Source organism: Streptomyces sp. NPDC104307 (assembly GCF_055584045.1).
The window spans coordinates 41,020-64,238 of sequence record NZ_JBVJMU010000017.1; the positions used below are offsets into that span (position 1 = coordinate 41,020).

General features: G+C 71.6%; 20 protein-coding genes. 14 read left to right on the plus strand and 6 right to left on the minus strand.

The window, feature by feature from the left end; all coding sequences use genetic code 11:
• Positions 1-89 precede the first annotated feature (89 nt).
• Positions 90-437: a hypothetical protein gene (locus ACZ601_RS31440; RefSeq protein WP_440573145.1), complete on the minus strand. Its 348-nt coding sequence runs from the start codon at positions 435-437 to the stop codon at positions 90-92.
• A 137-nt stretch (positions 438-574) separates the two neighbouring features.
• On the minus strand, positions 575-1,357 hold the full coding sequence (locus ACZ601_RS31445) for a hypothetical protein (protein WP_469544382.1): 783 nt from the start codon (positions 1,355-1,357) through the stop codon (positions 575-577).
• 659 nt (positions 1,358-2,016) lie between these two features.
• On the opposite strand from ACZ601_RS31445, the gene ACZ601_RS31450 reads away from it, so the two are divergent.
• Entirely contained in the window at positions 2,017-2,232 is a 216-nt protein-coding gene (locus ACZ601_RS31450) for an I78 family peptidase inhibitor (protein WP_073739301.1), read from the plus strand.
• A 106-nt stretch (positions 2,233-2,338) separates the two neighbouring features.
• Here the strand turns inward: ACZ601_RS31450 and ACZ601_RS31455 are convergent, their stop codons facing one another.
• The gene (locus tag ACZ601_RS31455) at positions 2,339-3,412 is read right to left on the minus strand and encodes a phosphatase PAP2 family protein (RefSeq protein WP_469544384.1); all 1,074 of its coding nucleotides are present in this window, start codon (positions 3,410-3,412) and stop codon (positions 2,339-2,341) included.
• 534 nt (positions 3,413-3,946) lie between these two features.
• Here ACZ601_RS31455 and ACZ601_RS31460 point away from each other — a divergent pair.
• Positions 3,947-5,674 carry an MFS transporter gene (locus ACZ601_RS31460; RefSeq protein ID WP_469544386.1) on the plus strand — a complete coding sequence of 576 codons (1,728 nt, stop codon included), beginning with the start codon at positions 3,947-3,949 and terminating at the stop codon, positions 5,672-5,674.
• A gap of 151 nt (positions 5,675-5,825) precedes the next feature.
• A complete protein-coding gene (locus ACZ601_RS31465) occupies positions 5,826-7,037 on the plus strand; it encodes an acyl-CoA dehydrogenase family protein (RefSeq protein WP_469544388.1) in 1,212 nt (403 codons plus the stop codon).
• Between the two features lie 39 nt (positions 7,038-7,076).
• On the opposite strand, the gene ACZ601_RS31470 is transcribed toward ACZ601_RS31465, so the two are convergent.
• Positions 7,077-7,517 carry a cell division protein SepF gene (locus ACZ601_RS31470; protein ID WP_469544390.1) on the minus strand — a complete coding sequence of 147 codons (441 nt, stop codon included), beginning with the start codon at positions 7,515-7,517 and terminating at the stop codon, positions 7,077-7,079.
• Positions 7,518-7,824: 307 nt separating this feature from the next.
• On the opposite strand from ACZ601_RS31470, the gene ACZ601_RS31475 reads away from it, so the two are divergent.
• On the plus strand, positions 7,825-9,102 hold the full coding sequence (locus tag ACZ601_RS31475) for a DUF5685 family protein (RefSeq protein ID WP_469544572.1): 1,278 nt from the start codon (positions 7,825-7,827) through the stop codon (positions 9,100-9,102).
• A gap of 60 nt (positions 9,103-9,162) precedes the next feature.
• Here the strand turns inward: ACZ601_RS31475 and ACZ601_RS31480 are convergent, their stop codons facing one another.
• Positions 9,163-10,104: an ABC transporter substrate-binding protein gene (locus ACZ601_RS31480; RefSeq protein ID WP_469544392.1), complete on the minus strand. Its 942-nt coding sequence runs from the start codon at positions 10,102-10,104 to the stop codon at positions 9,163-9,165.
• A gap of 563 nt (positions 10,105-10,667) precedes the next feature.
• Between ACZ601_RS31480 and ACZ601_RS31485 the strand changes: the two genes are divergently transcribed.
• From ACZ601_RS31485 to ACZ601_RS31520, 8 genes are all read left to right on the plus strand, one after another.
• Positions 10,668-11,549 (plus strand): amino acid ABC transporter permease, encoded by an 882-nt coding sequence (locus ACZ601_RS31485; protein ID WP_469544393.1) that lies wholly within the window; start codon positions 10,668-10,670, stop codon positions 11,547-11,549.
• Positions 11,546-13,396, plus strand: a complete 1,851-nt coding sequence (locus tag ACZ601_RS31490; protein ID WP_469544395.1) for an FAD/NAD(P)-binding protein — start codon at positions 11,546-11,548, stop codon at positions 13,394-13,396. Before ACZ601_RS31485 ends, ACZ601_RS31490 begins: the two co-directional genes overlap by 4 nt.
• A gap of 114 nt (positions 13,397-13,510) precedes the next feature.
• On the plus strand, positions 13,511-14,263 hold the full coding sequence (locus tag ACZ601_RS31495) for an amino acid ABC transporter ATP-binding protein (protein ID WP_469544574.1): 753 nt from the start codon (positions 13,511-13,513) through the stop codon (positions 14,261-14,263).
• 71 nt (positions 14,264-14,334) lie between these two features.
• A complete protein-coding gene (locus ACZ601_RS31500) occupies positions 14,335-15,414 on the plus strand; it encodes an LLM class flavin-dependent oxidoreductase (RefSeq protein WP_469544398.1) in 1,080 nt (359 codons plus the stop codon).
• Positions 15,411-16,712, plus strand: a complete 1,302-nt coding sequence (locus ACZ601_RS31505) for an NtaA/DmoA family FMN-dependent monooxygenase (RefSeq protein ID WP_469544400.1) — start codon at positions 15,411-15,413, stop codon at positions 16,710-16,712. Before ACZ601_RS31500 ends, ACZ601_RS31505 begins: the two co-directional genes overlap by 4 nt.
• A 4-nt stretch (positions 16,713-16,716) precedes the next feature.
• Complete coding sequence (locus ACZ601_RS31510; RefSeq protein WP_469544402.1) at positions 16,717-17,517, plus strand: DUF1684 domain-containing protein; 801 nt, start codon at positions 16,717-16,719, stop codon at positions 17,515-17,517.
• Between the two features lie 267 nt (positions 17,518-17,784).
• Complete coding sequence (locus tag ACZ601_RS31515; RefSeq protein ID WP_440573133.1) at positions 17,785-18,684, plus strand: S1 family peptidase; 900 nt, start codon at positions 17,785-17,787, stop codon at positions 18,682-18,684.
• Between the two features lie 232 nt (positions 18,685-18,916).
• A complete protein-coding gene (locus ACZ601_RS31520; RefSeq protein ID WP_390092654.1) occupies positions 18,917-19,396 on the plus strand; it encodes a hypothetical protein in 480 nt (159 codons plus the stop codon).
• 25 nt (positions 19,397-19,421) lie between these two features.
• Here ACZ601_RS31520 and ACZ601_RS31525 read toward each other — a convergent pair whose 3' ends face one another.
• Positions 19,422-20,348: a DUF4231 domain-containing protein gene (locus tag ACZ601_RS31525; RefSeq protein WP_469544405.1), complete on the minus strand. Its 927-nt coding sequence runs from the start codon at positions 20,346-20,348 to the stop codon at positions 19,422-19,424.
• A 226-nt stretch (positions 20,349-20,574) separates the two neighbouring features.
• On the opposite strand from ACZ601_RS31525, the gene fxsA reads away from it, so the two are divergent.
• The gene (gene fxsA, locus ACZ601_RS31530; RefSeq protein WP_311306548.1) at positions 20,575-20,742 is read left to right on the plus strand and encodes an FxSxx-COOH cyclophane-containing RiPP peptide; all 168 of its coding nucleotides are present in this window, start codon (positions 20,575-20,577) and stop codon (positions 20,740-20,742) included.
• Positions 20,743-20,828: 86 nt separating this feature from the next.
• Positions 20,829-23,096, plus strand: coding sequence for a radical SAM/SPASM protein FxsBH, inactivated beta-hydroxylase extension form (gene fxsBH, locus ACZ601_RS31535; RefSeq protein ID WP_469544407.1), 2,268 nt, complete (start codon positions 20,829-20,831; stop codon positions 23,094-23,096).
• The last annotated feature ends 123 nt before the right edge of the window (positions 23,097-23,219 follow it).

A 23,219-nucleotide genomic window follows, 5' to 3' on the forward strand; every position in this document is an offset into this window, starting at 1 on the left:
GAGAGCGTCCCGGCCGCGCCCGCCGGGCCCGGACACGACTGATCCCCGGGCCACTCGGAGAACGAGTGGTCCGGGGATCAGTCGTACGGTCAGGCCCCTCGGGAGCCCGGTGGCAGCGCGGCCTGTACCCGCCCCGCGTGCCGCCCCACGCGCTGCCAGGAGCCCAGGCTCCCGGTGTGCGTACCGGGGCTGCCGCTGCCGTGCCCGGCGGCCGAGCCCGTGCCACCGGACGCGCCACCCGCGCCGCCGTGCCCCGAGTGACCGCTCAGCGGGGCGCGGGAGCCGAAGAACCCGCTGCCGAAACTCGGGAGCCCCAGGCTCTCCTCCCCGGTCCGGTCACCCGGCAACGCCCTGAACGACCGGCGGTACTCGGAGTACAGCGCGTCGTAGATCGGGGTGCGGGACGGGCCACCCGATGGGTCCTGCGCGGGACGCATGGCAGGGATCGGGCTCGGACGCTGGTGGGAGGGGTCGTATGAGTGCACGTATGTGCCAACGACCTCACCGCCCGTGAGATGCGGGCGCGCCGGAGAAATAGCTGTTCGCCCCCGGGCCCCGGAGTTTCCGGACACGGTCAGGTACCGGCCAGCGGCATCGCCGCGGCGACCAGGATGCCGCCCGCCGCGGCCTTCTCCAGGGCGTCGCGCAGCAGGTCCTCGCGGGGCTGCTGGCCGATCGAGCCGGCCGGGGCCGCGTAGACGAGCACGGTCTGCGACTTGTTGGCCGCGGTCCGCCAGCCCTCGGTCACCTGGAGCGGCGCGTGCGCCTGCCACCAGGCCACCGGGGCGCCACCGCCGGTTCCCGGCTGGAGCACCGCGTGCAGCTGGCCCATGGCGAGCAGGATCGACCAGCCGTGCAGTACCTCGGGGACCTGACCCATCTGCTGGACCGGGTGGAAACCCTGCTCCAGCAGCAGTTGCAGGAACTCGTCGCCGCCGCTGCCGTCCGTGCCGGGCCGGGCGATCGCCCCGGTCGGTTCGACGACCAGGGCCGGGTGGAGTTCGTCGTCGATCAGGACGAGGCCGCTGGTGATCCCCAGCACGGCCTGCTCGGGGTTCGGCCCGTCCTGGGTCTCCTGCTCGCTCCCGGTGATGCTGCGCACGGCGCCCTGCAGCTGTTCCTCGGCCACCTGGACGACCTGGGAGGGGATGCAGGTCGCGTGGGCGAAGGCGAGGACCGCCGTCTCGTCACCGACGAACAGCACCGTGCTGGTGCGTTCCTGCTCGGAGTCGCCGGGGGTGCGGCAGGAGGTGCAGTCGTAACTGCCGGGGGCGTTGTCGCCGACGAGCAGCCGGTCGGCTTCGGCGTCGCCGATCTCGGCGCGTACGTCCTCGCTGACGTCGAGCATGCGCGGCACGGGTGGCTCCTCGAACTCGGTACGTGCGCCGGGCGGTTCCCGGCTCATGAAGAAGACAACGGGTGAGTCGCCGCCGGGGTCACGCGAGAAAGCGAACGGAATCGAACCGGGGAGCCGGCCGGCCGTCGATACGCCGACAAGTCGGGAAATCATGGCGCTCGATCGCGGCCCTGCCCCGGACCGGACGGTGCCAGGGCCCTACGCGAGCCCCGCCCGTGCCGCCCCGGCGTGCCGGTGACCGGAGCGGCCGTGCCGACGTCGGAAAGCGGGGTGATTCGGGCCGCCGGCTATACGGGAGGAACCGCGCTGCCGGACCCGGTGCGATGGTGTGGATATTGTGAGCATGAGATAAGGGTGCGATAAGGAAGGATGAATTCCTGACGGGTCTCCCGCTTGCGGGAGGATATTCAGGAGGGAATTCAGCGGCGTCCGGCAGCGGAAATCCAGCCCGTTTCTCCTTCCTCTCCGCTGATCTTTTTCCGGCCTGTGTGATTACTGTGCGTCCAGTTCCGAATCGCGCGATCGGGTGACGGAGTACGGCGGGAACGTGTGTGGTGATCCTGTGACACAAGCGTGACCGGTGAGGGACGTGAGGATGCAGTGCGGCCGGCCGGCGCCCCGGCTTCCGCCGCGGTCCCCGGCCGCCTACGGTGAGAGGCATGGCACCCATACCGACCCCTTCCGCCCAGCCCGACGACACACCCGGCGCGTATGTCGGCCTCGGCGCCGAGACCGCCGAACGCAGGGCCCGGGAGCGCGGCTGGACCACGGTCAGAGCCCTGCCGCCGGGCACCGTCATCACCATGGAGTTCCTGGGCGGCCGCATCAACTTCGAGGTCGACGGCGGCGTCGTGAAGCGCTGCTGGGTGGGCTGAGCGCCTCGTACGGCCCTCTGTGGCCCTCTGTGGGGCCGTACACACGGGTGAAGGCCCCGACCGGAGTCGGGGCCTTCACCCGTACGAGGGCGTCCGTACGTGCCGCTCAGCCGCCCGCCACCGGCCGGGCCGGAGTCGTCCCGCCGCGCGGCGTGCGGTCTGCGTGCGGTGGCCGGCGGCTGCCCGCCGGGGTGACCGGGGTGCGCTCCGAGCGGGCCGGGTGGCCCTGGTGCGCGGGGGGCGTGGTGTGGGCGCGCGGACGGCTGCCGGTGGCCGTGGTGACCACCGCCACCGCTGCCGGGCGGCTGCCCGTGGCGACCGGCGGGCAGACCTGGCTCTGTGCCGCCGCCTCCGCCGCGGCCGGCTGTCCGGTTGTCTGTCCGGCCGTCTGTCCGGCCGGAACCGGCTGAGGGTTGCCCACCGCGACGGGCGGGGCCGGTACGAGCCTGCTGCGGGCGCTGAGCCGCTCCCGGGCCGCGAAGATCCAGTTCTCCGCCCGGGTGATCATCGGCTCGCACCACGGCAGGCCGAGCAGGATCAGCAGACCCGCCGCCCAGCCGAGCACCACGTCGCTGAGCCAGTGCGTACCGAGGTAGACGGTCGTCAGGCCGACCCCGAGCGACACGACCGCGGACATCGCGGAGAGATAGCGCCTGGCCCTCGGAGTGGCGGCCAGATAGGCGAGGATTCCCCAGGTCACGACCGCGTTGGCGGTGTGCCCGGACGGAAATATATCGCCGCCGGCGAAGAGCTCGGCCGATCCGATCTGGGTCGCGTAGTGCGGGCCGAGCCGGCCGAGGCCGTACTTGACCGCTCCCACCGTCACGTTGAGCAGCAGCAGTGAGGCGCCCAGCGTCAGCAGGGGACGCAGGGTGTGCTGCCGCCAGGACCGCCAGCCGAGCCAGCAGGCGACCATGACAGCGGTGGGGCCGCGCTGACCGAGTACGACGTAGTAGTCGAGGAAGGCATGGATCTGGGGCCACTGCTGGTAGGGCCGGAAGAGCATGACCTTCCAGTCCAGGGTCACCAGCCAGGACGACATGAGCACGGCAATGACGATGGCGAGATAGAACGCCAACGTCCCGCCGAAGAGAGCGATGCGGTGACGGCTCATCCGCGGTGTCTCTATCTTCGGCGGTTCCGGCTCCCGGTCCAGGCGGGCAAAGATGTCGGTACGCACCCAATCGACGTTACAGCGAGTGAGTGGGTGACCTGGTCGATCCGGCCGCTTTGTGATGACGATGTGATGTGGACTATGTCTCAGTGCGGTCGGATTTCCTGACCCTCCGGAGAATCCTGGATTCCTTCTGTTCTATTACTTCGGCACTCGCGGCGTAGGGATTTTTGGATATTGACGTAAAAGCGCACGGGATATGGAAGTGCATTTACCGGGGACCCCGGAGAGGCGGAACGGACGGTATCGGTCCGGTTACCCGACGCCTTCGTCCGTCGTCCCGCAAGCGCTCCACGCCGCCCCCGGGTGGCCGGTCCGCGCAGGTCGGGAGGGGTCTCCCGACGGGTCGGTGAGGCCGTGGGGAGTGGCGTACACCACAGTCGAGGGTGGTTGGCGGTATGAGATGGGCCACGTGTAGCCCTGCCGAACTCGCGTACGCTGACGCATCACTCGCCCGTCGATGCCGGGCCCGGAGGGACAGCGGACGCTGGATCCCCGGGGGGCCTGCCGAGCGCGAGGGACCTTCTGGGAGGTAGATGCATGTCCGGGACGACCACAGCCCGAGCCCGCCTGCGCGCAGCCGCCGACGGTGCCAACCGATGGGTCGTCCTGGTCGTCCTCTGCCTCAGTCTGCTGCTCGTGGCGCTCGACGCGACGGTCCTGCATGTCGCCGTCCCGGCCGTCACGGAGGATTTGCGGCCCAGCGCCGTCGGCCTCCTGTGGATCGTGGACGCGTACCCGCTGGTCTGCGCCTCGCTGCTGATCCTCTTCGGCACCCTCGGGGACCGGGTCGGGCGGCGGCGGGTCCTCCTGCTCGGCTACGCCCTCTTCGGGATCGCCTCCGCCGTCGCGGCGATGGCCGACAGCGCGGGCGTACTCATCGCGGCGCGGGCCCTGCTCGGCGTCGGCGGCGCGATGATCATGCCGGCCACCCTGTCGATCCTCCGCCAGGTCTTTCCCGACCGGCGCGAGCGGGCCGTGGCGATCGGCGTGTGGTCCGCGGTCGCCGCGGTCGGCGCCGCCACCGGACCGGTCATCGGCGGATTCCTCGTCGAGCACTTCTGGTGGGGCTCTGTCTTCCTGATCAACATTCCGCTGATGGCGCTGCTCCTCCCGGTCGGCCGGCTGCTGCTCCCGGAGTCCCGTGGCAGCGACGACGGCCCCTGGGACGTGTTCGGCGCCCTGATGGCCGCGGCCGGTGTGCTCGGCGTGGTGCTGGGCGTCAAGCGGGCGGGCACCGGCGAGGGCGTCCTCGGACCGGCCACGCTCGCCCCCCTGCTGATCGGGGCCGCGCTGCTCGTCGCGTTCGTCCGCCGCCAGAAGCGGCGCACGCACCCGCTGATCGACATGGGGATGTTCGCCAGGCCGGCCTTCTCCACCGCGGTGGGCTGCATCGTCCTCGCCATGCTGGCCCTGGTCGGCCTGGAGCTGATCGCCGTCCAGTACCTCCAGCTCGTCCTGGGGCTCAGCCCGCTGGAGACCGGACTGCGGCTGCTGCCGCTCACCTTCGCCGCGATGGCGGCGGGCGCCACCGGTTCGTACACCCTGCGCCGGGTCGGGCCCCGCCGGATGGTCGGCCTGGGCTTCGTCCTGACGGCCGTCGCGGTGCTCATGCTGACCGCGATGGGGCAGCACGACCGGCCCGGCCTGCTGGCGGCGTCCTGCGTCGTCCTCGGTTTCGGCCTCCAGTCCGCCCTCTTCGGCGCCTACGAGTCGATGCTCAGCGAGGCCCCCGCGGACCGGGCCGGCGGGGCGGCCGCGATCGGTGAGACCTCCTACCAGCTGGGCGCGGGCATGGGGATCGCGCTGCTCGGCAGCGTCATGAACGCCGCGTACACCCCGGGCCTCGCGCGGCTCCCCGAAGCGGGCGTCCCCGCCTCCGCCGGTGCCGCCGCCTCCCACTCGCTCGGTGAGGCCTATCAGGTGGCCGCGCAACTGGGGGGTCCGCTCGGCGGGGTGCTGCGCTCCACGGCCCGGCACGCCTTCATCCACGGGCTGCACGTCACGCTCCTGGTCAGCGCCGCCCTGCTGCTGCTCGGCGCCCTCGCCGCGCTCCGGCTGCCCCGGGTGATGGAGTGCCCGCCGCCGCTGTGCGAGCCCGGCGAAGCCCAGGACGGCCGCCGGGCCGCCGAACCCCGGGGAGCCGGGGATTCCCCCGGTCACCCGGGCCGCGAAGCGCCGGCGGCGGACCGGCCGGGGGCCCTGCTCCCGCTGCCCGGTGCGCGGCGGGCCGCGGAGGCGACCGGCTCTGGACGCACGGCACGCTGAGCCGTAACGTCGGCATGACGCCCGTAACTAACACTGCTAGTTTCCGGTGCCGGGCCGTAACGTCGGCACGACGCCGTAACCCAGGCTGCTGGTTTCCGGCGTCCCGTACCGACCTCTCCGTACCGTTGCGAGCCGCCGGAGGCACATCCTCATGTCCACCGCTCCGTCCTCGAAGCTCCCGCCCTTCGACCCCCGCGACCCCATCGGCATCGACGACCTCCTGAGCCCGGAGGACCTGGCGATCCGCGACACCGTCCGGGCCTGGGCCGCCGACCGCGTCCTGCCGCACATCGCGCAGTGGTACGAGGACGGCGAACTGCCCGGCATCCGCGAGCTGGCCCGCGAACTCGGCTCGCTCGGCGCCCTCGGCATGTCCCTGGAGGGCTACGGCTGCGCGGGCGCCACCGCCGTCCAGTACGGGCTGGCCTGCCTGGAGCTCGAAGCGGCCGACTCCGGCATCCGCTCACTCGTCTCCGTGCAGGGCTCGCTCGCCATGTACGCGATCCACCGCTTCGGCTCGGAGGAGCAGAAGCAGCGGTGGCTGCCGGGCATGGCGGCGGGCGAGATCATCGGCTGCTTCGGCCTGACCGAGCCCGACCACGGCTCCGACCCGGCCGGCATGCGCACCTACGCCAAGCGCGACGGCGAGGACTGGGTGCTCAGCGGCCGCAAGATGTGGATCACCAACGGCTCGGTCGCCGGGGTCGCCGTCGTCTGGGCGCAGACCGACGACGGGGCCGCCGGCACCGGCATCCGGGGATTCGTGGTGCCCACCGACGCGCCCGGCTTCTCCGCACCCGAGATCAAGCACAAGTGGTCCCTGCGCGCCTCGGTCACCAGCGAACTGATCCTCGACGGGGTACGGCTGCCCGCCGACGCGGTGCTGCCCGGAGCCACCGGCCTGCGCGGGCCGCTCAGCTGCCTCAGCCACGCCCGCTACGGCATCGTCTGGGGAGCCATGGGCGCCGCACGGGCCAGCTTCGAGTCGGCCGTCGACTACGCCAGGACCCGGGAACAGTTCGGCAAGCCGATCGGCGGCTTCCAGCTCACCCAGGCCAAGCTCGCGGACATGGCCGTCGAACTCCACAAGGGCATCCTGCTCGCCCACCACCTGGGCCGCCGGATGGACGCGGGCAGGCTCCGCCCGGAACAGGTCAGCTTCGGCAAGCTGAACAACGTGCGGGAGGCCATCGAGATCTGCCGCACCTCGCGCACGGTCCTCGGCGCCAACGGGATCTCGCTGGAGTACCCGGTGATGCGGCACGCGACGAATCTGGAATCGGTGCTCACCTACGAGGGAACCGTGGAGATGCACCAGCTGGTGCTGGGCAAGGCGCTCACCGGCCTGGACGCGTTCCGGTAGTCCGGAACAACGGCCCGACCGATTCGGTGAGCGCCCCGCTCAGCTCTGGTTGAAGAAGCCGTCGGCCGGCCGGCCGACGGCTTCGCCGGTGACGACCTGGGTGTCGGCGGGGCTCAGCAGGAAGACCCGGGTGGCCACGCGCTCGATCGACCCGCGCAGTCCGAAGATGAGCCCTGCGGCGAAATCCACCACGCGCTTGGCGTCGGCGGAGTCCATGGACGTGAGGTTCATGATCACCGGGACGCCGTCCCGGAAGAGCTCACCGATGTTCCGGGCGTCCCGGAAGCTGTCCGGGGTCACGGTGGCGATCCGGCGGCCCGTCTCCTCAGCCGCCTCTGACGCCACCCGCACCCTCGGATCGGTCACCCAGGCCTGTCCGGTCCCGGTCCGTGCACCCTCGGAGTACTCGTCGTCGTAGTACCGCTCGTCGTTGTCCTCTACGAGGCCCAGCCAGGCACTCGCCTTGCGCACCGATCCCATGGACGCCTCCTCTCACCGCGGTTCCTTGGCGTTCCGCATCTCTTTCGTATCCCTATGGTCGTCCATCATGCGGATCGTGCGCCAAGGGGATAGGCGGCGCGCAGGCCATTCGTGACGGTACTGGTGCAGAGGATGTGGCGATTCGTCAAGGTTCCTCCTGCTAAAGGACCCTGGAGAAAGAAAATATGATGCTCCGGGCCGTACGGGTGACATGGGGGACGTACGGGTGAACGGGGCGCTCGATACGATGCACGGCGCGCCCTCGCCCGAGCGCGGCGCACAGCTGAACGAGACCCGGGGGATCGTCGTGTTCGGAATAGTCAGGCCCTGCGTCCACCGGCTGTCGGACGGGCTCAGGGCCGAGTGGATGGCTCATCTCTGCGGGCTCTGTCTGGCACTTCGGTCCGATCACGGACAGTTCGCCCGGATCGTCACGAACTATGACGGCCTGATCGTCTCGGTTCTGACGGAGGCTCAGTCCGAACGCACCCCCGCGCAGCGCCGCACGGCGGGCCCCTGCCCGCTGCGCGCCATGCGGACCGCCCCGGTCGCGCGGGGCGAGGGGGCCAGGCTGGCGGCCGCCGTCTCGCTGGTGCTGGCGTCGGCCAAGGTGCGGGACCACGTCGCGGACCGGGACGGGCTGTTGAAGCGGCGCCCGGTGGCGGCTGCGGCGCGCAGGGTGGCGGCGGGCTGGGACCGCGCGGGCGCGCGGACCGGCGCACAGCTCGGCTTCGATACGGCGTTGCTCGTCGACGCCGTCGACCGGCAGACCGGCATCGAGCTGCTCGCGGGCCCCGGCACCCCGCTGCTGACGGTCACCGAGCCCACCGAGACGGCCACCGCGGCGGCCTTCGCGCATACCGCCGTCCTCGCCGGCAAGCCGCAGAACGCCGAGCCGCTGGCCGAGGCGGGCCGCCTCTTCGGACGCCTCGCGCATCTGCTGGATGCCGTGGAGGACCAGCAAGCTGACGCGGCGTCGGGTGCCTGGAACCCGCTCACCGCGACCGGCACCTCGCGCGCCGAGGCCCGCCGGCTGTGCGACGACGCGCTGCGCGGCGTACGGCTGGCACTGCGCGACGCGGAGTTCACCGACGGCAAACTGGCGCATGTGCTCCTGGCGCACGAACTGCGGCGCTCGGTGGACCGGGCCTTCGCCACGGACGTCTGCTCCCATCGGTCGGGAGGCCTGCTGACCGCGGGGCCCACCGGCCCGGACGGAGCCGGCCACTCCCCAGCCGATCACCCGTCAGGAGGGCGTCACACGGCGTCGTTCGGACCGCCGCCGGGCAACCCGTACGCGCCCTCGGGCCCCGGCGCCCCCTTCGGCCCGCCGCAGCCGCCGCCGGAGCCGCCGCGCGACCGGCGCGGGCTCGTCGTGGGGTGCCTGGTGTGGGCCGGGCTGGCCTGCACCTGCCAGATGTGCTGCGGCACCTTCGACGATCCGTGGACCCGGCAGCGCCGCGAGGGGCTGTGCAACGACTGCGATTGCGGTGACTGCTGCGACGGCTGTGACTGCTGCAGCAACTGCGGCGACTGCTGTGACGGGTGCGATTGCTGCGACTGCGGGTGTGACTGCAGCTGCTGATGTGACGTCATGCGCTGGCTATGTGCCGTTCGTGACGTCGTATCACTCATGGTTCCGGCGTCAGCTGATCTCGGGCGGCGAGATCCGCGAGGTCTCGATCGCCGACTCGTCGATGCCCCACTTCTTCAGGATCCGGTCGTAGGTGCCGTCCGCCTTGAGGGCGCTGACGGCGGCCTGGAAGGCGGGCGCCAGCGGAGTGCCCTTCTTGAACGCGAAGCCGACGTCGAGACGCGCGAACTCGTTGAGGAAGCGGACCCCCTCCTGCTGTTTCACCGCGTACCGCAGCCCGTTGATGGTCGACATCACGATGTCGGTCCGGCCCTGCTGGAGCGAGCTCCAGACCGCGGCCAGGTCCGAGTACGTCTTCACGTCGTACGGCTTCTTGCCGGCGTCGGCGCACCGGTGCTTGTTCTCCTCCAGCGTCACCTCGAACGTGGTGCCCGCGGCGGTGCCCACCGTCAGACCGCAGAGCTGGGTCAGATCGGTGACCTTGCCCAGCTCGCTGTCGTCGCGGACCGCGAAGCCCTGGCCGTCGTTGAGGTAGGTGACGAAGTCGATCGTCTTCCGGCGCTCGTCGGTGACCCCGAAGTTCCCGGTGCCCACGTCGTACTTCCCGCTGCCGAGCGCGGGCAGGATCGCCTCGAACGCGGCGACCTCCCGCTTCGGCTTCAGTCCGAGCACCCTGGCGACGGCGTCCGCGAAGTCGATGTCGGTGCCGGCCAGGGTCTTGCCGTCGGCCAGATAGGTGGCTCCGGGCGGAGTGCCGACGCTGGAGGCGATGTTCAGGGTCCCGGCGGAGCGGACGGCGGCCGGCAGCAGGCCGGCCGCGGCCTTGTCCCGCTTCACCCCCGACACGACGTCGGTCGTGGGGATCGCGCTCTCGGCGGCGGGACCGGCCGCGCCGGCGGGGGCGGTCGCCGGATCGCCGGAACCGCAGGCGGTGAGAGCCAGCAGGGCCGCGGTGATCAGCGCGAAGGCAGCGGTGTGCCGGGTACGGGGCATCAGGGAAGGTCTCCAGTTTTCGGCGGCCGAGGACGGGTGCGGGTGCCGTGAACGGCAGACTCTGCCGGTCACGGCACCGGGGCAGCGCGAGGCAGCCCGCGGCCGGGACGGAGGAAGACGTGCCGAGGCGTCGCAGGGCACGGTGTGGCGACGAGGGGAGGGTGGAGCGCTGTCGCGTGCACGAGGGCACACAGAGGGAAAGCTCAGGCGCCGCTCACGGCGCGAGAAGTGCGGGAACGCAGCGGGGTCAGCTCAACAGGAACAGGACCACACGCGACCGAAGTCGATGTGGGAGCGCTTGACCAGCCATTTCTGCGAATGCATGGCCCAAGTGGAACAGGCATCCGGTAGTCCGTCAACTGGCCCTGTGGGTACGGCTCACAGTGTGGACAGGCTTGACATCCCGTTGTGAACAGCGCTTACCTCGGAGGCGGATCGCGCTGAGGGGCCCGGTCCATGTCGTTCCGCGAGCTGTCGCGTTCCCAGCTGCCGTGTTTCCAGCTGTCGTGTTCCGTGCCGAGGGCACGCCCCGTGTTCGATCACCGCATCCACGGAGCCCTCGCATGTCCGCACAGACAGACATCCTTCCGCCGGCCGGTCCGGCCCCACCGCTCAAGGACGACGCCGCCGACGCCGACGCCGTCGATGGGTTGCGCATCGTCCCGGCCCGCCGGACCGGTCAGTGGGCCGCCGCCGTCGCCGTACTCGTCCTGCTGGCCCTCGCGCTGAACTCGGTCATCCGCAACGACGCCTTCCAGTGGGACGTCGTGGGCGACTACTTCCTGACCACCGCCGTGCTGCGCGGTCTCTGGCTCACCCTCTGGCTCACCGCGCTCGTCATGGTGCTCGGCTTCGCGCTCGGGACCCTGCTCGCCGTCCTGAGGCTCTCCGCCAACCGCGTGCTCCAGGCCGTCGGCTGGGGGTACGTCTGGCTCTTCAGGTCCACCCCGATCCTGGTCCAGCTGCTGTTCTGGTTCAACATCGGCGCCCTCTACCCGGAGATACTCGGCGTCCGCACGGTGAACCTCCTCGGCCCCGTCACCGTCGCCGTCATCGGACTGACGCTCCACGAGGCCGCCTACGCCGCCGAGGTCGTACGCGGCGGCATCCTCTCGGTGGAACGCGGACAGCTGGAGGCCGCCCAGTCGCTGGGCCTCGGTCCGTGGCGGCGGCTGCGCCGGATCGTGCTGCCCCAGGCGATGCGCTCCATCGTGCCGCCCGCCGGGAACATGCTGATCGGCACCCTCAAGGGCACCTCGATCGTCAGCATCATCGCCGTGCAGGACCTGCTGTACTCCGTCCAGCTCGTCTACCACCGCACCTACCAGGTCATCCCGCTGCTGCTGGTCGCCACCCTCTGGTACGTCGTGGTGACCTCGGTGCTCAGCATCGGCCAGCACTACGTCGAACGGCACTACGCCCGAGGCTCGGCGGACCCCCGGTGAACGGCCGCCCCTCGCTGGTCGTTATAGGCGCCGGACCGCGCGGCACCGGCCTGATCGAGCGCATCGCCGCCAACGCCCCCGAGCTGTACGGACACCGGCCGCTGGACCTGCACCTCGTCGACCCGTACCCGCCGGGCGCCGGGCGGATCTGGCGCCACGACCAGTCGCCGCTGCTGTGGATGAACTCCATGGCCCAGGACGTCACCATGTTCACCGACGACACCGTCCGCCAGGACGGGCCCATCAGACCGGGGCCCGCGCTGGACGCCTGGGCGGCGGACGTGCGCGAGGGCCGGATCCAGCCACTCGGTGACGCGGCCGAGCCCGGACTCCGCGCCGAGATCGAGGCACTTCGGGGGCAGGACTTCCCGAGCCGGCGGCTCCAGGGCGCCTATCTGCGCTGGGTGTACGAGCAGTCCGTGGCGGCCCTCCCGCCCTCGGTCACCGTCCACGAACACCGGGGCCGGGCGCTGGACGTCACCGGCCCGCCCGGCGGACCCCAGAGCGTCCGGCTGGAGGGCCGCGCCGAACCGCTGCTCGCGGACCTGGTGGTCCTCACCATCGGCCACCTGGACGCCGAACCGGACGCCGGACAGCAGGCCCTCGCCGCCTTCGCCGGCCGGCACGGGCTCGTCCATCTGCCGCCCGACTTCACCGCCGACAGCGATCTCACCGCCCTGCGCGCGGGCGAACCCGTCATCGTCCGGGGCTTCGGGCTCGCCTTCATCGACCTGATGGTGCTGCTCACGGAGGGGCGTGGCGGACGGTACGAGAACGGTGCCTACCTGCCCTCCGGCCGGGAGCCCGTCCTGTACGTCGGATCGCGGCGCGGCGTTCCGTACCGCTCCAAGATCGGATACGGCTGGCAGGGCGAACGGCCACCGCTGCCCCGGTTCCTCGGCCCCGAGCGCACCGGGGAACTGCTCAGCCGGGCCGAAGCGCCCGACTTCCGCCGCGACATCTGGCCACATGTCGACAAAGAGCTCGGGTACGCCCACTACCACCGGCTCTTCACCGCCCACCCCGAACGCACCGCAGCGGACCGGACCGCCTTCGAGGAGAAGTACGCGGCCGCGGAGCCGGGCAGCGACGAACTGCGGGCCCTGATCGCCGACGCCGTCCCCGACCCGGCCGACCGGCTCGACATCCAGGCGCTCGACCGCCCGCTGGACGGCGTACGGCACTCCTCGTACGACGCCCTCCAGAAGGCGACCCGCGAGCACATCGCCGCCGACCTCGACCGGCGGCACGACCCCGGGCACAGCGAGGACCTCGCCGTCTTCCTCGGACTGCTCTCCGCCTACGGCCAGCTGATCCGGTTCGGTGACATCGGGGACTGGTGGCACGGCTTCTTCAGCTACCTCGCCTCCGGTCCGCCCGGCCCCCGGCTGCGGCAGCTGCTGGCGCTCTCCCGGGCCGGCGTCGTCCGCTTCCTCGGCGCCGGAATGACCGTGGAGACCGACGAACGGCACGGCGTCTTCCGGGCCGGCAGCGCCACCGTGCCCGGCGAACGGATCGAGGCCCGCGCCCTCGTCGAGGCCCGGCTGCCCGACCCCTCGCCGGAACGCACCCGCTCCACCCTGCTGCGGACCCTGCACCGGGACGGGGCCGCCGCCACCGCCACCGGACTGCTCGCCGTCGACCCGGAGGACGGCCGGATCCTGGACCGCGAAGGCCTCCCGCACCCGCGCCGCTTCGCACTCGGCCCGCACACCGCCGCCCGCAGCAGCGGCGCCTTCACCCGGCCGCGCACCGGCGGCCCGGCCTTCCGGCAGAACGACGCCACCGCGCGCGCCGCCCTCACCCTCCTGCGCGAACTTAACCTGCAGCGACGGCTGAACCGATGACCGACCGGTCCGCGCACCCTCCGCCACGAACCGCCAGAGGAACCCATGACGACGACCAGCCGCCCACCGAAGACCGAACCGGCCGCCGACCGAGCCCCACTCCCCGCCGAAGCCATGGTGGAGATCCGGGGCGTGCACAAGAGCTTCGGCCCCCTGCACGTGCTGCGCGGGATCGACCTGTCCGTGCGCCCCGGCGAGGTGACCGTGATCCTCGGCCCCTCCGGCTCCGGGAAGTCCACCCTGCTGCGCACCGTCAACCACCTGGAGAAGGCGGACCGAGGCTCGATCACCGTGGACGGCGACTACGTCGGCTACCGCCGCAAGGGCGACAAGCTGTACGAACTCCCCGAGCGCGAGGTACTGCGCCGCCGCACCCGGATCGGCTTCGTCTTCCAGAACTTCCACCTCTTCCCGCACCTCACCGTCCTGGAGAACATCACAGAGGCGCCGGTAGCCGCGCTCGGCCGCCCCAAGGAGCGGGCCGCCGCCACCGCGCACGAACTCCTGGACCGGGTCGGTCTCGCGGACAAGGCGCACGCCTACCCCCGGCAGCTCTCCGGCGGCCAGCAGCAGCGCGTCGCCATCGCCCGCGCGCTCGCCCTGGAACCGAGGCTGCTGCTCTTCGACGAACCCACCTCCGCGCTCGACCCCGAACTGGTCGGTGAGGTCCTCGACGTCATCAAGGACCTGGCGGACCGGGGCACCACGATGATCGTCGTCACCCACGAGATCGGGTTCGCCCGGGAGGCCGCCGACACCGTGGTCTTCATGGACGAGGGACGCATCGTCGAACAGGGCCCGCCCGCCGAGGTGCTCGACCGCCCCCGGCACGAGCGCACCCGCGCCTTCCTCTCCAAGGTCCTGTGACCCGGGACCCGGCCGGTGCCGTGTCGGCCGGCTCCGGAACCTGACCAGAACCGTGCCGAAAGGGCCCGTACATGCCTCCGATCCGCCCCCTCCACCTCGCCGCCGAAATCGGTGGTCCACCCCGTTACGAGCCGGCGCACTACACCGCCCTGGCCCGGCTCGCGGAGCAGGGCGCCCTCGACTTCGTCACCCTCGGCGACTCCTTCGCCCGGCCCGGCCCGGACGCGCTCGCCGTGCTGTCCCGGGTGGCGCCGGCCACCCGCCGGATCGGGCTCGTGCCGACGGTCACCACCACCCACACCGAGCCGTTCCACGTGTCGTCCGCCGTGGCCACCCTGGACTGGGTGAGCCGGGGCCGGGCGGGCTGGCAGGCGGACGTCTCGACGACCGGCGCGGAGGCCCGGCTGTTCGGCCGCCGCCCGGCCGCACCCGCCGCCGAACTCTGGCGCGAGGCAGGCGAGGCGGCGGACGTGGGCGCGCGGCTCTGGGACAGCTGGGAGGACGACGCCGAGATCAGGGACACCGCCACCGGACGGTTCATCGACCGGGACAAGCTGCACTACGTCGACTTCGAGGGCGCCACGTTCGGCGTCCGCGGACCGGCCATCGTGCCCAGGCCCCCGCAGGGCCGCCCGGTCGTCGTCATCGACGGCACGGCGGAACCGGCCAGACAGACCGCGGCGCGCCACGCCGACGTCGTGCTCGTCCGGGCCACCACGCCCGAGCGGACCGCCGGGATCCGCGACGACGTGCGCCGCCGCGCCGAGGCCCACGGCCGCCACCCCGACACCCTCCGGGTGCTCGCCGCGCTCACCGTGGACCTCGGGGACGCCGAATCCGCCCCGGAACCCGGGCTGGCGAGCGGCCCGCCGCTCGCCGCGCACGGCACGTACTACCGGGGCGGCCCGGTGGACCTCGCCGATCTGATCGGCCGGTGGCACCGGGCCGGGGCGGTGGACGGCTTCCACCTCACTCCGATCACACCCGGCCGCGATCTCGAACGGATCGTCAACGGCACGGTGGCCCTGCTCCAGCACCGCAGCCTCTTCCGCACCTTCCACCCCGGCGGAACCCTCCGCGAGCACCTGGGCCTGGCCCGCCCGGCCGGCCGGTACGCCAGGGACCGAGTCCTCCGAGGAGAACGGGCATGACGACCGCACCGAAACAACTGCACCTCGCCGCACACTTCCCGGGGGTGAACAGCACCACCGTCTGGGCGGACCCCCGTTCCGGCAGCCAGATCGACTTCTCCTCCTTCGAACACCTGGCGCGCACGGCGGAACGCGGACTGTTCGACTTCTTCTTCCTCGCGGAGGGCCTGCGGCTGCGCGAGCACAACGGGCTGATCCACGACCTGGACGTGGTCGGCCGCCCCGAGTCCCTCACCGTCCTGAACGCGCTGGCCGCCGTCACAGACCGGCTCGGCCTCGCCGCCACCGTCAACGCCACCTTCAACGAGCCCTTCGAGCTGGCCCGCAGACTCGCCACCCTCGACCACCTCAGCGAAGGCCGGGCCGGGTGGAACGTCGTCACCTCCTCCGACGCCTTCACCGGGGAGAACTTCCGCCGGGGCGGCTACCTGGACCGGGCCGACAGGTACACCCGCGCCGCCGAGTTCGTCGCCACCGCCCGCGAGCTGTGGGACTCCTGGACCCCGGACGGGGCCCCGCGCCCCTTCGCCCACCACGGCGAGCACTTCTCCATCGAGGGCGAGTTCACCCTGCCGCGCTCCCCGCAGGGCCATCCCGTGGTCATCCAGGCCGGGGATTCCCCCGGGGGCCGTGAGTTCGCCGCCTCCGCCGCCGACGTCGTCTTCACCCGGCACGGCACCCTGGAGGCGGGCCGCGCCTTCTACGCGGACGTCAAGGGACGGCTGGCGAAGTACGGCCGGAAGCCCGGCGAGTTGAAGATCATGCCCGGCGTCGGCTTCGTGCTCGGGGACACCGACGCCGAGGCGCGGGAGAAGGCCGCCGCGATCCGGCTCCAGCAGGTCTCGCCGCAGAACGCGATGCTCGCCCTGGAGCAGGTATGGGGCCGGGACCTCTCCTCCTACGACCCGGACGGGCCGCTCCCCGAGGTTGATCCGGTCCCCGATTCGGAGCTGGTCCAGGGCCGGGTGCGCCATGGTGACCCGCTCGCCGTCGCGGCCCGCTGGCGCGCGCTGTCGCAGGCGAAGGGGCTCTCCATCCGGCAGACGGTCATCGAGGCCACCACCCGGCAGTCGTTCGTCGGCAGCCCGGGGACCGTCGCGGCGGAGCTGGCCGAATTCGTCGCCGCCGGAGCGGCCGACGGCTTCATCCTCGTACCGCATCTCACCCCGGGCGGACTGGACGGCTTCGTCGACCAGGTCGTCCCGCTCCTCCAGGAACGCGGGGTCTTCCGCTCGGCGTACACCGGTTCCACACTCCGGTCGCACCTCGGGCTCGCGGAGCCCGTATGGAAAGGTTGAGCCCATGAGCACGGACGCACAACAGCAGGCAGCGCAGGACTGGGACCGCTGGCACGAGGAGCGCACCGGCACGGTCTCGGCACCGTACGGACCGCTCTCCCTCACCGGCACGCACTGGCTCTCCGACTACCCGGAAGGCCGAATTCCGGCCATTCCCGGGCTGTGGCGGGAGGACGGTGACGAACTGGAGCTCACCGCCGGGCCCGAGGACGGGCTGACCGTCGACGGCAAGCCGTTCACCGGACAGGTCCGGCTCGGCGCCGACCGCGGCCCGATCGACGGGTCACGGGTCGCGCACGGGGAGCGGCGGCTGTTCGTGCTGAGCCGCGAAGGGCTCTGGGCCGTGCGCGACTTCGACCCGGACTCGGCGGCGCGGCGGGCCTTCCGCGCGATCGAGGCCACGCCGTACGACCCGCGCTGGTCGCTGCCCGGCACCTTCCGCCCGTACGACACCTCCCGCACGGTCCGGGTCGAGAACGCCGACGGGGTCGAGCGCGGGCTCGGCCTCGCCGGGGAGATCGCCTTCGAGCTGGACGGTGCCGAGCACACGCTCCAGGTCGCCGTGGAGCCGGACGGCTCGCTCTGGGCGGTCTTCGCCGACGCCACCAGCGGGCGCGGCAGCTACCGCTTCCGGTTCCTGCGGCCCGCCGCCCCGGCGGCCGACGGCAGCGTGACGGTCGACCTGAACCGTGCGCTGCTGCCGCCCTGCGCCTTCGCGGACCACTTCATCTGCCCCTTCCCGCCGCCCGGCAACACCCTCCCGTTCGCCGTCGAGGCGGGGGAGCGCAACCGGACCGACGGCTGAACCACCGCCTCCGCTCCCTGGGCGTCCGGCCCCGGCACGCGTCTCCGCCGGGGCCGGACGCAGGGGCGCGACGGGTGGCCCGACCCGAAGCTCAGACCAAGAGGCCCTCTTGCGCTGGAAGTTGACGCCTTGAATACTCCCGAGCAGCGCTTGTCAGGAGCACGGCAGGTTCGAAATGCGGACACCCCTGCCGTGCGGCTGACTGCGCCTCACGGGTCCGACCACCCCCACGGGCGGACCCTCAACCCCCCTCGGGAGGAATGACACGTGAGGATCAAGCGCACCACCCCCCTCAGCGGTACCGCGAGACGCGGCAGGGCCGTCGCCATCGCCGCAGGACTCGTAGCGGTCGCCGCGCTTACCGTCCCCAGCGCACAGGCCAGCTCCACCGGAACGTACAGCGCGAACCAGCTCTCCGCCGCGAGCGACGCCGTCCTCGGCGCCGACGTGGCCGGCACCGCCTGGACCGTCGACCCCGCGACCAAGAAGGTCGTGGTCACGGCGGACAGCACGGTCTCCGCCGCGGAGATCCAGCAGATCAAGGACTCCGCCGGCACCAACGCGGGCGCCCTCAAGATCGAACGCACCTCCGGACAGATCCGCAAGCTGATCTCCGGTGGTGACGCCGTCTACGGGCCCGGCTTCCGCTGCTCCCTTGGCTTCAACGTCCGCAGCGGCAGCACGTACTACTTCCTGACGGCAGGCCACTGCACCGAAGGCAGCCCGCCGTTCTACAGCAACTCGTCGAACTCGACGAGCATCGGACCCACGGTCGGAACCAGCTTCCCGACCAACGACTACGGCCTGGTGCGCTACGACAACGCCTCGATCTCCCACGAGGGCACCGTCGGCAGCGTCGACATCACCGGTGCGGCCAATGCCACGGTCGGCATGTCCGTCACCCGCCGGGGCTCCACCACCGGCATCCACAGCGGCACCGTCTCCGCGCTCAACGCCACCGTCAACTATGGCAACGGCGACGTTGTGTACGGCATGATCAAGACCAACGTGTGCGCGGAGCCCGGCGACTCGGGTGGTCCGCTCTACTCCGGCAACAAGGCGATCGGCCTCACCTCCGGCGGCAGCGGCAACTGCTCCTCCGGCGGTACGACGTACTTCCAGCCGGTCACCGAAGCGCTCAGCGCGTACGGCGTCAGCATCTACTGACGGCCGGGCGGCCGCTCCCGTACGCCGGGAGCGGCCGCCGCCTCTCGAAAGGCCCACTCGAACACGTCCTGGCCCCCGCCCGAATTCTGGGCGGGGGCTCCCGCATACCCCGCGGCTTTTGAGAGGATGTGGCGCAGGACGGTCGCGCAGGAACAACGGGGGCGGACGCCGCGCCTCCTGGAGGGACGCCCTCCGGGAACCCCCGGCTCAGACCTCAGGGGGATCCAGGTCCGTGAATCGCATCGGAGTGACCGGCCACCGCAGCATTCCGCAGGAGGTGCACGCCCATGTGCTGGCCGCGATGGGCGCGGCGCTCAGCGCGTTCGACGGCTCGGTGGAGGCACTGTCCAGCCTGGCCGTGGGGGCGGACCAGCTCTTCGCGGACCTCGCGCTCGCCCATGGCGCGGAACTCACCGCGGTCATCCCCAGCGGCGACTACGAGGCCTGCTTCGCGGACGGCGCCGAACTGGCCCGCTACCGGCAGCTCAAGGCCCGTGCCGTGCGGGAGGTCCGGCTGGACTACCCGCACTCCACCGACGAGGCCTACTACGCGGCGGGCGCCTACATCGCGGACCACTGCGACCGGCTGCTCGCCGTCTGGGACGGGCTGCCCGCCCGGGGGCTCGGCGGCACGGGCGACATCGTCACCTACGCACGCCGGCTCGGCCGCCCGGTCACGGTGATCTGGCGCGACGGGGTCGTACGCGCCTGACCGCGCCGGGCGGCCGTCCGGACCGTCACATCTGGTGCCGGGCCAGCCAGTCGGTGTGCTGCGGGGAGACGATGCGTTCGGTCTCGAACACCGCCCTCGGCCACTGCCGCTCGTTCAGGGTGGTCTCCATCGCTATCTGCATCGACTCAAGGTCCTTCTCCACCAGGGAGTGGGCCGAGATCAGCGGGTGGTGGCGGCGCATCTCGGCCCAGGCCAGACAGGCCGCCGCGGCGGCGGACAGCACTCCGGTCAGTGCGAAGGACTGGCCCACGGAGAACGCCCTGAACAGGGCGAGGGCCAGGGCGAACGCCGTCAGTGTGGCGATGGTGGTCGACCAGATCACGGTGGCCCGGCGCGACACCTCCTGACGCCTGCGGTACCAGCTGCGCTGTTCGATCAGCCGGTCCCGTACATATGTCTCCTTGCGTACGGTGAATGCCTTGTCCCGTAACGCGTGCATGGAATCGGTGATGAGTCCGCCGGAATCGGCGGTCAGGTCCCGGGGGTCCGCCCAGCCGACCTTGCGGAGCTCCTGGAGCCCTTCTTCGAGGCGATTGGCGAACACCGCCTCGGGGTGCTGGGTACCGGTGTCGAAAGGTGAGCCGTGCACGGAGTAACGCCAGCACATCGATTTGATGAACTCTGCCGCGGAGCGATTGAGTTGCCAATGCGACTTTGCTTTCCGCCGGGAGGTGAGGTACGTCGCGATCAGGACGCCCAGGTACGCCAACACCGCCGCGCAGTCCGAGAGTTGGAGCGTGCCGGCGACCTCCGCATGCCAGGGCAGCGCGGCCGGTACAGTGCCCCCCACCAGCAGTATCAGCTGCCACCGGGTGGTATTCACGGCCTCCCGCTGGCGCGCGACCGCGATGGCGTCCGTGTGGTGAAAGAGTTCGGGCAGATCAGCGTTCCTGAAGACCATGCTCTGCAGTGGTCCGGGAATCGCCGTCATGTTCACTCCCGTCTGCGGTTATGTTGTCACCCTCATGGCGGAATCTGTAGTTCCGCTCGATCCGGGCAGGTCCCGTGCGACCCACTGCCGCCAAGTAGCCTGCCTCGGTTGCCAACCGAGGCCATGAGAGTAAAGTCGTGCCGCCGGACACTGCAATGGTGCAGGTACCAACGCTGGTTTCCTGTCCGGAACCATTCCATTGGAACGAATCCCCTCAAGGACGGCCGTGAAGACCTCTGAATCCTCCCTCTCCTTCGCCGTCGCGAAGAAGAGCCGTGTCCCGCTCACCGCGATCGACGCGCGTGGTGGCGAAGCTGCCAGGAAGCTCGGCCGGGTGCAGGTCGCGACCGCCGGCCGCACCGTCCAGGCAGCCACTTTCAACTCCTCCCTCTGAAATCCCTCCGACGCACTGAAACGGAACACTCCACGGGCGCGGCCGGACTGCCGGGATCACCCTTCCGGGCTGGCTAGACTGGTGGAATGACAGGACCCCTGGTCCCTTTCCGTGAAGTAGTCCTCAAGGTTCACAGCAGGTGTGATCTCGCCTGTGACCATTGCTATGTCTACGAACATGCCGATCAGAGCTGGCGAACCCGCCCGAAGACAATCTCTGATGACGTCATTTCCCGGACTGCTCAGCGCCTGGCTGAGCATGCCAAGACACACGCACTGCCCTCCGTGTCAGTAATCCTGCACGGAGGGGAGCCTCTGCTCGCCGGCCCCGCACGGCTGCGCCGCATCTGCGAAGAGCTGACGTCCGCCTTCGACGGCATCGCCGCGCTCGATCTCCGGATCCACACCAACGGCCTCCAGCTCAGCCCGCGCTATCTCGACCTCTTCAGCGAGTACGGCGTCAAGGTCGGCATCTCCCTGGACGGTGACCGCGCGGCCAACGACCGGCACCGCCGCTTCGCCGACGGACGCAGCAGCCACCCCCTGGTGCTCAAGGCCGTCGAGCTGCTCCGCGAGGAGCGCTACCGCCATCTCAACCTCGGTCTCCTGTGCACCGTCGACATCGAGAACGACCCGCGCGCGGTCCTCGACGCCCTCACCGAGCTGGAACCGCCGCACATCGACTTCCTGCTTCCCCACGCCACCTGGGACGACCCGCCACCGCGTCCGGACGGATCGCCCACCGCCTACGCGGACTGGCTCCTCGCGGTCTTCGACCGCTGGCAGGAGCTCGGGCGGCCGGTGCCGGTGCGGATCTTCTCCTCCGTCCTGTCCACGCTGAACGGCGGGCCGAGCCTCACCGAGTCCCTGGGCCTGGCCCCCACGGATCTCGTCGTCGTCGAGACCGACGGAAGCCTGGAACAGGTCGACTCGCTCAAGAGCGCCTACGAAGGTGCGGCGGCCACCGGGTTCGACGTCTTCACGCACGCCTTCGACGAGGTCGCGGCGCATCCCGGGGTGCGGGCCAGGCAGCTGGGCCTGGAGGGCGTCAGCGAGACGTGCCGTCGTTGCCCCGTCGTACGTTCGTGCGGTGGCGGCCTGTACACCCACCGCTACAGCTCCGCCGGGCCGGGCGGGGGGACGCCGGACGGGGGTGCGCCTGCGGAGGGGTTCGACAACCCGTCCGTGTACTGCCGGGATCTCGCCGCCCTGGTGCGCGGCATCGAGGCCCGCACGCCGGCGGACTCGGCGGCGCCCGCGGTGGCGGACCCCGCCGAACTGCTCGCGGCCCAGGAGGACCTGACCCGCACCCTGTTGGCCCGGCTCCACGGCGACCTGGACGGCCGGGGCGGCGAGCGGTGGGCCGGGGCCTGGGAGCTGGCGGCCGCGCTGGACGGCTCCGAGCGGGGCGCCGGCGGCCTGGACCACGTGCTCGCCCACCCCTACACCCGCACCTGGCTGCTCGACGCGCTGGACGCCCTGCACGAGGAGCGGCCGGGAGCGGTCCGGGACGCGGCGGACGGACTGCCGGCCCGCCTCGCGGCCGCCGTCGTGCGGGCGGGGCTCGACACCTGGGTCCCGGTGCCCTACCGGGACGGCGGGCTGGTCCTGCCCACCCTGGGCCGGCTGGCCCTCGGCGGCGCGGGGGAGCGCGGCACGGTCCGGGTGCGCGCCGTGGAGGACGGCTTTCTGGTCGCCCGCGGCGACGGATCGGGGGAGCGGCGGATCGGCTGGCCCGCGCCGGCGGTCCCCGGCTGGCTTCCGGTGCGCGGGTACGCCCTGCCCGGAGGCGGACCCGGCTTCCTGATCGACGACCTCGACCCGTACCGGGACTGCTTCGCGGCGCCCGCCGCCGCCACGCTCGATGGCCCCGCGGCGGACCGGCTGGCCGCCGCGCTCACTGAGGCCTGGGCGCTGATCGAGGAGCGGGCCCCCGGGTACGGGGCGCGGTCCGCCGCCGCCGTGCTGACGCTCACGCCGCTGACCGGCCAGGCGCCGGGCGAGCCGTCCGTCGGGCGGCACGGGTACGGCGCGCTGGGCATCGGGGCGGACGACGGGGTGGAGGCGCTCGCGCTCGCGCTGGTGCGCGGAGTACGGCGGGCCGGATTCCGGGCACTTGTGGACGTCACGGATCTTTACGCGGCGGACGGCTCCTGGGAACATCGAATGCCCTGGCGGGAAGAATTGGTTCCGTTTTCCCGGCTGCTGGCCGGTACGTACGAACGGCTGGCGCTCGCGGCATTCGACCCCAGGTACCGGAACGGCGTACCGCAGGCACTCGACACGCTGGAGGGAGCGGCCGAACTCACCATCGGCGGGAAACGACTGCTCGCTCTGATGCGAAAAGAATTCTGAATCCCGGATTCCGGTTCGAGGGGAACCATGCGCGGAGTCCGGACAACTGGGAGGAACGGCCGCAGACCGAATTCGATCAAGAGTGTGATCGATAGGACTTGGGCATACATGACTGGAAAGTGG